The sequence below is a fragment of the Bacillus sp. 7_6_55CFAA_CT2 genome (genome assembly GCF_000238655.1).
Lineage (GTDB): Bacteria > Bacillota > Bacilli > Bacillales > Bacillaceae_G > Bacillus_A > Bacillus_A cereus.
The window spans coordinates 56,636-65,752 of the sequence record NZ_JH414709.1 but is presented as its reverse complement, the minus strand read 5'-3'; the positions used below and the strand labels follow the sequence as shown (position 1 = coordinate 65,752).

The window sequence follows — 9,117 nt, the reverse complement described above, 5'->3', positions numbered from 1 at the left end:
AAAAAAATAAAAAAAGAAATAGACTAATACTACTTATATATTGTCTATCTTTTTTATTTTTTCATACATCTAATTCTATTACAGATCTGTTAAAGGTCATCTCTTCATACACCTTTAAATTTTGATATATAGTGCCTAATAATGGTGCCGCTATAGAAAATTGCTCTGCTACATCCAGTAAATATCCTTGCAAGTGCTTCCCTTCAATAAACGAACCCTTCTCCATATCACGTTGCATCGATGACTTCATATCATACGAAATTTTATCAATCGTTTTCATATGTTCCTGGGCAATATTAACCTTTATTGGAGCTCCTAATACTTTCATAATTTGTACAGATTCCTCAAATACATTACGGATAAAATCACGACCGCCTTCACTTTCACGAATTGGTCCAATTGGTGCACGCATTAACGTTGTCACACCGGACATTACAGTAATAAATAAATATTTATGCCACATATCTTGCGTAATATTTTCACTTAAAACAAAACTAGATTTCGTACCTGCAAATACTTTAGAAATATGCTTTACTCTCTCTGAATTTTGAGACTTAATTTCTCCAAACACAAGTCTGTTGGCAGCGCTAGTTTGTACAATTTCTCCTTGATCGTTTAACGTCGTCTCGATAAAGCATAAACCGCCAAGTACTTTTTCTTCTCCGAATTCTTTTTGTAATAGTGATAAATGAGCGATACCATTTAACAATGGAATGATTACAGTACCTTCGCCAACAAACGGCTTCAAATCTTGAATTGCCTCGTTTAAGTGATACGCTTTTGTTGAAAATAAAATGACATCAAATGGAGAAGTTCTCTCTTCCTTCGTTATTAATTTCGGTTGAAAGGAAAAATCCCCGTTAACACTTCGGATTACAAGTCCTCTTTCCTCTAATTGTTTTTTCCGTTTACTACGAACAAGAAATGTAACATCTTCTCCCTTTTCGACTAATCTGCCACCAAAAAATCCTCCGACTCCACCAGCGCCTAATACTAAAATCCGCATACAGCATCCCCCTTTTCAAAATACAATTTTATAACTTTTAGTATACATAACATTATACATGTCCTCTGCTAAATAAGCTGAATTTTCACTCTCAATCGAGTATAAAACAGTGGTTATTTTCAAATAAATTTGGGCATGTTGTTTCTATAGCATATATTGAAAGGAAACAATGTAGATGGAGGCAATACAAGCAATTGAGGAAAAAGATGTAGCAACAGCTATATTTCAATTTATATTCCCGTTTTCGTTTAAAGCTGGATATGAACAAAATATGTTCCCTTTCTTACAAAAAAACGATTTCCGTCCTTTTCGGCTCGATCATCTCTATGATGAAAATACATATTATGGGGAATTTAAAGTTTCACATCAAAATATGGAAGCATACTATCTTTCATTTACAAATAAAATTCTCTTTCCTCACTCAGAGCATCAAAAGGGCTTGCAACGTTATTCAAAGGACCTTAACTTAACTGGACATTTAACAACAAACCTTATTTCAATCCCATTCAAGATACACTCTATTGATGTAACACTTTGTCCTTATGAACTTGGCTTCTTAACAATTCGAACAGAAGTAAACACTGCTCCAAGCATGACTTTATCTGAAGCAATCGAATTCGCTGCTCGCTTCCGTGTACTTGAAACTAAAAATGATACAAATGAGACTATTTGTATTGAATGTAACGGAAAAAAGTATTCCCAAGTTGAAAAATTCATTTTTGGTTATTTATTTCATGGCGTAACTGATTTCTTTGAAAAGAAGAGATTAAGAAGTTCATACTTTCAAACCTTCCCTTTCTTCGAAGACCAAAGAATGTACGTCCAAACTTTATTGTCACTAAAAGAAGGTATGGAACTTAATGAAGTGGATGTTTATCGTACTTCTAGTCTTTCCGGATTAACAAGTGATGGTAAGCCATGTGTGAGTGCAAATAACCTTCCTTACATTCATGACTATTTAAAAAAACACGCTTACCAGAGATGGGCTCCAAATCGTTATTTCATAATGGAAGAACATATTTTTACATGTGTAACAAATGAAGGAGAACGCGAAATCGCTAAACTTGCTAGTCAAATGTACGGGGAATTTTATTACGCTTTATTATTAAACCTATTCCATAAAATTGTTTTATTAAAAATGGCAAACGCCTATGCTGAGCTAAACATTGAACAAGATACTAATGAAATAGAGAAATTAATTTATTCGATCAATTCGTTCACTGCTAATTATTTTTCTTTAGAATTAGTATCCCAATCACAAAGTGAAGATATTTTCTTCCGCTTAAGAAAACTTTTTAATATTGAGGTTCTATACTCGAACGCGAAACAAAATCTTGATAGTTTGTTTAAATATCAAGAAAATGTCGCCTCTAAAAAAGATAGCCTTTTATTATTAATTTTAACGCTCTACTCTGTAGTGGGCCAAATGTTAGGGTTTACTATGATTGACCTTTTAAGAAACACCGATTCAAACAAAATATCGTCACCTCTTGAATTTTTCGCTCTATTAATTGCGATTAGCGGCATTGTCATTTCACTTATTTTAGGAGCCCAAAGTTTATACCAATGGGGTTTACAGCATAAACGAAGAAAAGCTTGGGTAAAACAAACTGTACTTTCTGCCGTTAAAGAGAAAGAAGATAAAAATTAAAGAAAGTTATTTTCAAATTCTTGGCGCACTGCAGTAAGTGAAATCTTTATCAGCGATTTTCCGATTATATCGGCGCAACTCGAAATATATCAGCGATTTTTAAGATATATCAGCGCAACTCGAAATATATCAGCGATTTTTAAGATATATCGACTTACCGACAAAAACCGACAAATGACAGAACCGTATAATAAAAAAAGGGTGCTCCAAAATTAAACTTGGAGTACCCCTTTTACTATAAGAATTCAGTTTACTTCCCTGCTTCGATTTTCTCTAATGCAGCAGCTACTTGCTCTTCCGTTAATTCATGTTGTATTACGTAGCGGTTACGTGGACTTACACGACATTCATTAGAACATGCACGTAAATATTTCGCTTCGTTTTCTTCAGAACATAAAATTTTCTTATTACATTCTGGATTTGAACAGTTTACATAGCGCTCACAAGGTTCACCTGTAAAGTGGTCTTTACCAACGATAACATGTTCTTTTTGGTTTACTGGTACAGCGATACGCTCATCGAAAACGTAACATTGTCCATCCCAAAGCTCACCTTGTACTTCTGGGTCTTTTCCGTACGTTACAATTCCGCCGTGAAGCTGACTTACATCTTCATAGCCTTCACGAACTAACCAACCAGAAAACTTCTCACAACGAATTCCGCCTGTACAATAAGTTAAAATCTTTTTACCTTCAAGTACTTCTTTATTTTCACGAATCCAATCTGGTAATTCACGGAAGGATTCGATATCAGGTTTAATCGCACCTTTGAAGTGACCTAAATCAAATTCATAATCATTTCGTGCATCAATGATAACTGTATCTTCTTGTTTCATTGCTTCATAAAAATCTTTTGGCTCTAAATACTTCCCAGTTATTTCGTGTGGGTTAATGTCATCTTCTAGACGAAGTGTAACTAACTCTGGACGAGGACGCACGTGCATTTTCTTGAATGCATGACCATCAGCTTCATCTATTTTAAATACGATACCGTCAAAACGTGGATCATTGTTCATTGCTTCCATGTATTTCTCTGTTTGTTCTACAGTTCCAGAACAAGTTCCGTTAATACCTTCTTTTGCTACAAGAATTCTTCCTTTTAATTCAAGTGAATTACAAAATGCTAAATGCTCTGCCGCGAATTCTTCTGGGTTTTCAATTGTTGTGTACATGTAATATAGTAATACTCTGTATGGTTTTGTAGTTGCCAATGTATTTCTACCACCTATCTAATTTTTTAAATCATGTATAAGTTAACGTTCATATCAAAACATATATAATAAGAAAATGAATCCCATTTTCTTTTCTTTATACTATTTTCTATCAGTTAACAAAAATAAAAAACAAGATTACACACCAAAACACTACGGTTATGTTGTAATCCCAATATATTATATATCATACAAATGCAATTCCATCAATTAATATGCTGTATTATCGGCTTTATGTTCACATAAATTTCAAAAACAGCCCTTTAATTCACTATGTTTCCCCATGTCATCACACCATAAACTCCCAATTCATTTTACGTTATCACACCATCCATTGCATAAAGGCATATAATTTGCATTAAGGAAACTTTCGTGTTCAAATGAAATTATCACATAACATATTTAAATGTATTGAAATAATGAGTAAGAATAAATACAATAATTTCATCAAGTTAACATTTTAAAGGGGAAAACTACTATGAATAAAGATATAACAAAAGATGAACATCTCCCTTCTGAAAGTACAACTGTACAATCAGCTCACTTAGCTTTAAGTGGAGAAACAAAAGGCTGGAAAAGACTGTTACCATTTTTAGGACCCGCTTTTATCGCGTCCGTTGCTTATATTGATCCTGGCAACTTTGCTACAAATATCGCAGCTGGTTCACAATATGGATATTTACTATTATGGGTTATACTCGCTTCTAACTTAATGGCTGTATTAATCCAAACTTTATCAGCTAAATTAGGAATTGCTACAGGAAACAATTTACCCGAAATAGCTCGTGAAAACTTTCCAAAGCCTGTGTCTATCGGCTTATGGATACAAGGTGAACTAGTTATTATGGCTACAGATTTAGCGGAATTTATTGGAGCTGCTTTGGGGCTTTACTTACTATTTGGAATCCCGATGCTACCTGCCGCTTTAATTACTGCAGCCGGATCATTTATTATTCTTGAGTTTCAACGTAGAGGATTTCGTCCACTAGAAGCTATTATTACAGGAATGATTTTCATTGTAGTAATTGCTTTTGGGATTCAAGTTTTTTATGCAAAACCAGAATTAAGTCCCCTTCTTTCAGGACTATTTATTCCAAAATTCCAAGGTGTAGACAGTATATTACTTGCAGCAGGGATTTTAGGTGCAACAGTTATGCCACATGCAATATACTTGCATTCTGCATTAACACAACGCCGCGTGGTCGGAACAACTGACGAACAAAAGAAAAAGATTTTTCGTTTCGAATTTATCGATATTATTATTGCAATGGTTATTGCTGGAGCAATTAATGCAAGTATGTTAATTGTTGCTGCTGCACTATTCTTTAAAAACGGCTTGCACGTTGAAGATTTAGATGTTGCTTACACTCAATTTACCAATTTAGTAGGTCCTGTATCGGCTGCATTATTTGGGATTGGACTTTTATCAGCAGGACTATCTAGCTCTTCTGTCGGTACAATGTCGGGTGATATTATTATGCAAGGTTTCATTCGCATGCATATTCCGTTATACTTACGCCGATTTATTACAATGATTCCACCATTAGTTATTATCGCTTTAGGTGTAAATCCAACTTACGCTCTAGTCATGAGCCAAGTCGTCTTATCATTCGGTATTGCATTTGCGCTAGTACCACTTATTATGTTTACAAGTAACAAAAAGATTATGGGTGCACTCGTTAACCACCGTATAACAACATTTATCGCTTGGATAATTGCAGCACTCGTTATCATTTTAAATATCTTCTTACTGTATCAAACATTTGTAGGATAATGAAAAAGGGTATTCCAATTTTAATTTGGAATACCCTTTTTGGATGAAATGATTTTCTTCTAGTTACCACTTATGTATGTCCCTCTTTCCGGCATCATGACACCATTTTCAGTTCGAAAGTAAAGTGGCAATCCTTCCGCAAAAAACATACTTACCTTAGACGGATTTTGCCTTTGATGATGGATATGTAAATGTGGCTCACTTGAACTTCCTGAGTTACCGACTTGAGCAAGAAATTCTCCTTCATTTACACGTTGTCCTTCTCTAACTTTAATGGACCCTTTCTTTAAGTGGGCAAGAATCAAAAATGTCTCTGTTTCATCTATCCGTAAATATATGTAATTCCCTGCCATTGACTGAAAATCATCCAATCCGGGAATTAAATCTTTTTCATCATTATTGATTGATACAACCGTCCCAGAAGCTGGTGCCATTACTTTCGCTCCATATATTCCGTAATCCTCTAACTTACTACTTTTCACTTCAGCAGGTGGAATGAGGATATCATATGCCCACCTTTCATTTGGCTTTATAACATGATAGTTCGTTTCTAACTGATCACCGCCCCAGCCTATTAATGCTCGTTCATTCAAAGGAACACGAACTACTGCTTTAGGACTCATAGATTGTATATCTGCTGGGTAAGCAATTCTACCTATATTAGCAAACCAACCGACAGGCCAAGCTCCAATGATAGAAAACAGAATGATTAAAAATAGCGTTCTATCTATCCGCTTTCTAAAAATGCCTTTCCAAAAAAATATTATTACTGATCCTATCAAGAGGAAAACTGAAATAAAACTAAAAGCCTGAATACTCCACCAAACAAAAACTGATGTAACACCATTAGCTACATAAACTAAGATCCAACTTATAATTAAAAAAGAAACTATAATCACTAATAAAAATTTCTTCCACATGTCGCATCCCTACTCTCATATCCTTTTTCTCAATGATACAAAGTAAAAATTACGACATATAAAAGAAATACTTACGACTTTCTTACTTTTTTATTACTGCGGTAATTTCACAGTGAAAACTGTTTCTTTATCGTTACTACGTACAGTTAGATCCCCTTGATGGAGCTCGGCTATACTTTTTGAAATTGCAAGCCCCATTCCTTTCCCACCAGTATAAGAACTACGTGATTTTTCACTACGATAAAATTTCTCAAAAACGTAAGGAAGGTCCTCTTCCGGAATACATTGTCCAAAATTTTTAATTTCTACTTCAACATTCATTGTTTTATTAGAAATTCCAATTACAATTTCCTTTCCATCTTTTCCATACATAATACTATTACCTATTATATTTTCAAATAGTCTCACTATAAGTGCCACATCAACTTCTACATACAGCACTTCATCACTTTTAATATAAAAGCTCATATTAGCATCATCTAATTGTGGTACAAAACCAATCATGATTTGTTCAATTAATGCTTTCATATCTACTTCATCTTTATGTAATTCAATCTCTCTATAATTTATTTGACAGTATTCTAATAAATCATCTACTTGATGTTTTAATTCATAACTTTTTCGCTTTAATATACTTACATACTGTTCACATTCTTCTCCATTCGAATGGAGTTTATTTCCTAACAGGTCCGCATAACCGATTAAAGATGTTACTGGCGTTCGTAAATCATGAGAAATATTACTAATCATTTCATTTTTCATTTCCTGTGATTTTTTTTCATTCTCGATAGACTCTTTTAAACTTTTGACCATTCTATTTACATTCGTCGCTAATTCACCAATCTCGTCATTTTTTGAAATAGGTATATGTACTTCAAAATTACCATTACTTATCTCCTTCACGTTCTTATTAATTTCAGACAATCTTTTCATCATTGTTTTTGTCATACATGCAAAGTATGTCGTAGTAAAAATCAAAAAAACTATAAAGTATAAAAATGAATATTTTTCCTCTAACGCATTAACATGACTATATATATTTCCAACTAAAATTTGAAGCACTATTATACTTACAGTCGCTAACAAGATGCTACATATGAAAGCTAAAAAAAATTTCGCCCTAATACCCTGTAAAGATCTAATCTTCAATTTTATATCCGACTCCCCAAACATTTTGTATAAACTTCGGTTCTTTTGGATTCTCTTCAATTTTATTTCTCAATCTTGCAATATGAACCATTACTGTATTATTACTTTCATAGGCTCTTTCGTTCCAAACGCTCTCATATATTTCTTCAATTGTAAACACACGATTCCTTGCGGCTGCCATTAAGTGTAAAATATCATATTCAGTTTTCGTAAGATTCATTGTTTCTCCATATAACATTACAGTTCTCGACGCTTCATCTATTTCTAAACCTCTAATATTTATTTTCTTTTCCATTACTTGGACAGCATTTTGGTTGAAATATGTATACCTTCTTAATTGAGCTTTCACTCTTGCGATAAATTCAATTGTACTGAACGGCTTCACAATATAATCATCTGCCCCAGTACTAAATCCAATTACCTTATCGACATCCGATGATTTCGCGCTTAAAAACATAATTGGTAAACTATGTTTCTCTCTAATCCTTCTACACAATTCTATCCCATCCATTTGTGGCATCATAATATCCAAAATAGCAAGTTGAATACTGTTATTATTTATTATTTCTAAAGCCTCTTCTCCGTTATGAGCACTAAAAACTTTAAAACCTTCTTGCATTAGATTCACTTTTATAAATTGAACAATATCTTGATCATCATCTACAATTAAAATTGAATTTTTCTCCATATACAAACCTCTTTTTGAAATATATTCCACAATCAATTTTATCATAAATTAAAACCATACTCCCCTCTTGAATAATCTTTATTTTCAGACTAGATTATATAATAACAACACATTCTAGTTTCAAAAGAAATGGAGTGAAAGCATGTTTCCTATATTGAAAACAGACCGACTCATTTTAAGAGAACTTACCGAAGAAGATGCACCGCGTATACTACAATGCTTTTCTAATACTAATGTACTGCGCTATTATGGCCAAAAACCGTTACAAGATATTGATCAAGTGAAGCAAATCATTCATAATTTTAAGTTGAGTTACAATGCAAGAAGCGGTATAAAATGGGGAATCGAATTAAAAGACACGAAAGAACTCATTGGTACCATTGGTTTTCACGATTGGTCTTCTGAGCATAAACGAGCCAATATAAGTTATGCCTTTTTGCCTGAACACTGGGGAAAAGGATATGCGACTGAAGCTGTTTCTGAGGTTATATCATACGGTTTCCATACGATTCATTTAAAGCGGATTGGAGCAATTGTATTTCTTGAAAATGAAGCTTCCAATAAAGTACTATTAAAATTAGGCTTTGAAAAAGAAGGCGTTCTAAAAAATTATATGTATCAAGATGATGTCCCATATGATACGAATTTTTACGCTTTATTGAAATCGGTTTAATAGAATTCATGTAGTAAAAAACCTTACTTTTAAAAGTAAGGTTTTT

The 9,117-nt window shown here is 33.4% G+C and carries 7 protein-coding genes and 1 pseudogene; 3 read left to right on the top strand and 5 right to left on the bottom strand.

The window, feature by feature from the left end:
- Positions 1 to 61: 61 nt before the first annotated feature.
- A complete protein-coding gene (gene panE / locus HMPREF1014_RS09465) occupies positions 62 to 1,006 on the bottom strand; it encodes a 2-dehydropantoate 2-reductase (protein ID WP_001221897.1) in 945 nt (314 codons plus the stop codon).
- Between the two features lie 175 nt (positions 1,007 to 1,181).
- Between panE and HMPREF1014_RS09460 the strand changes: the two genes are divergently transcribed.
- The gene (locus tag HMPREF1014_RS09460; RefSeq protein ID WP_000387422.1) at positions 1,182 to 2,657 is read left to right on the top strand and encodes a hypothetical protein; all 1,476 of its coding nucleotides are present in this window, start codon (positions 1,182 to 1,184) and stop codon (positions 2,655 to 2,657) included.
- A 250-nt stretch (positions 2,658 to 2,907) separates the two neighbouring features.
- On the opposite strand, the gene trhO is transcribed toward HMPREF1014_RS09460, so the two are convergent.
- The gene (trhO, locus tag HMPREF1014_RS09455) at positions 2,908 to 3,867 is read right to left on the bottom strand and encodes an oxygen-dependent tRNA uridine(34) hydroxylase TrhO (RefSeq protein WP_000246217.1); all 960 of its coding nucleotides are present in this window, start codon (positions 3,865 to 3,867) and stop codon (positions 2,908 to 2,910) included.
- A 478-nt stretch (positions 3,868 to 4,345) separates the two neighbouring features.
- On the opposite strand from trhO, the gene HMPREF1014_RS09450 reads away from it, so the two are divergent.
- Positions 4,346 to 5,641 (top strand): Nramp family divalent metal transporter, encoded by a 1,296-nt coding sequence (locus HMPREF1014_RS09450; RefSeq protein ID WP_001030677.1) that lies wholly within the window; start codon positions 4,346 to 4,348, stop codon positions 5,639 to 5,641.
- A 59-nt stretch (positions 5,642 to 5,700) separates the two neighbouring features.
- Here the strand turns inward: HMPREF1014_RS09450 and HMPREF1014_RS09445 are convergent, their stop codons facing one another.
- From HMPREF1014_RS09445 to HMPREF1014_RS09435, 3 genes and pseudogenes are all read right to left on the bottom strand, one after another.
- The gene (locus tag HMPREF1014_RS09445) at positions 5,701 to 6,561 is read right to left on the bottom strand and encodes a M23 family metallopeptidase (protein ID WP_000265532.1); all 861 of its coding nucleotides are present in this window, start codon (positions 6,559 to 6,561) and stop codon (positions 5,701 to 5,703) included.
- A gap of 71 nt (positions 6,562 to 6,632) precedes the next feature.
- Positions 6,633 to 7,734, bottom strand: a pseudogene (locus HMPREF1014_RS09440) (HAMP domain-containing sensor histidine kinase).
- A complete protein-coding gene (locus HMPREF1014_RS09435; RefSeq protein WP_000414525.1) occupies positions 7,700 to 8,398 on the bottom strand; it encodes a response regulator transcription factor in 699 nt (232 codons plus the stop codon). Before HMPREF1014_RS09435 ends, HMPREF1014_RS09440 begins: the two are co-directional and overlap by 35 nt.
- Positions 8,399 to 8,540: 142 nt before the next feature.
- Here HMPREF1014_RS09435 and HMPREF1014_RS09430 point away from each other — a divergent pair, with 142 nt between their 5' ends.
- Positions 8,541 to 9,071, top strand: a complete 531-nt coding sequence (locus HMPREF1014_RS09430; protein WP_000483972.1) for a GNAT family N-acetyltransferase — start codon at positions 8,541 to 8,543, stop codon at positions 9,069 to 9,071.
- The last annotated feature ends 46 nt before the right edge of the window (positions 9,072 to 9,117 follow it).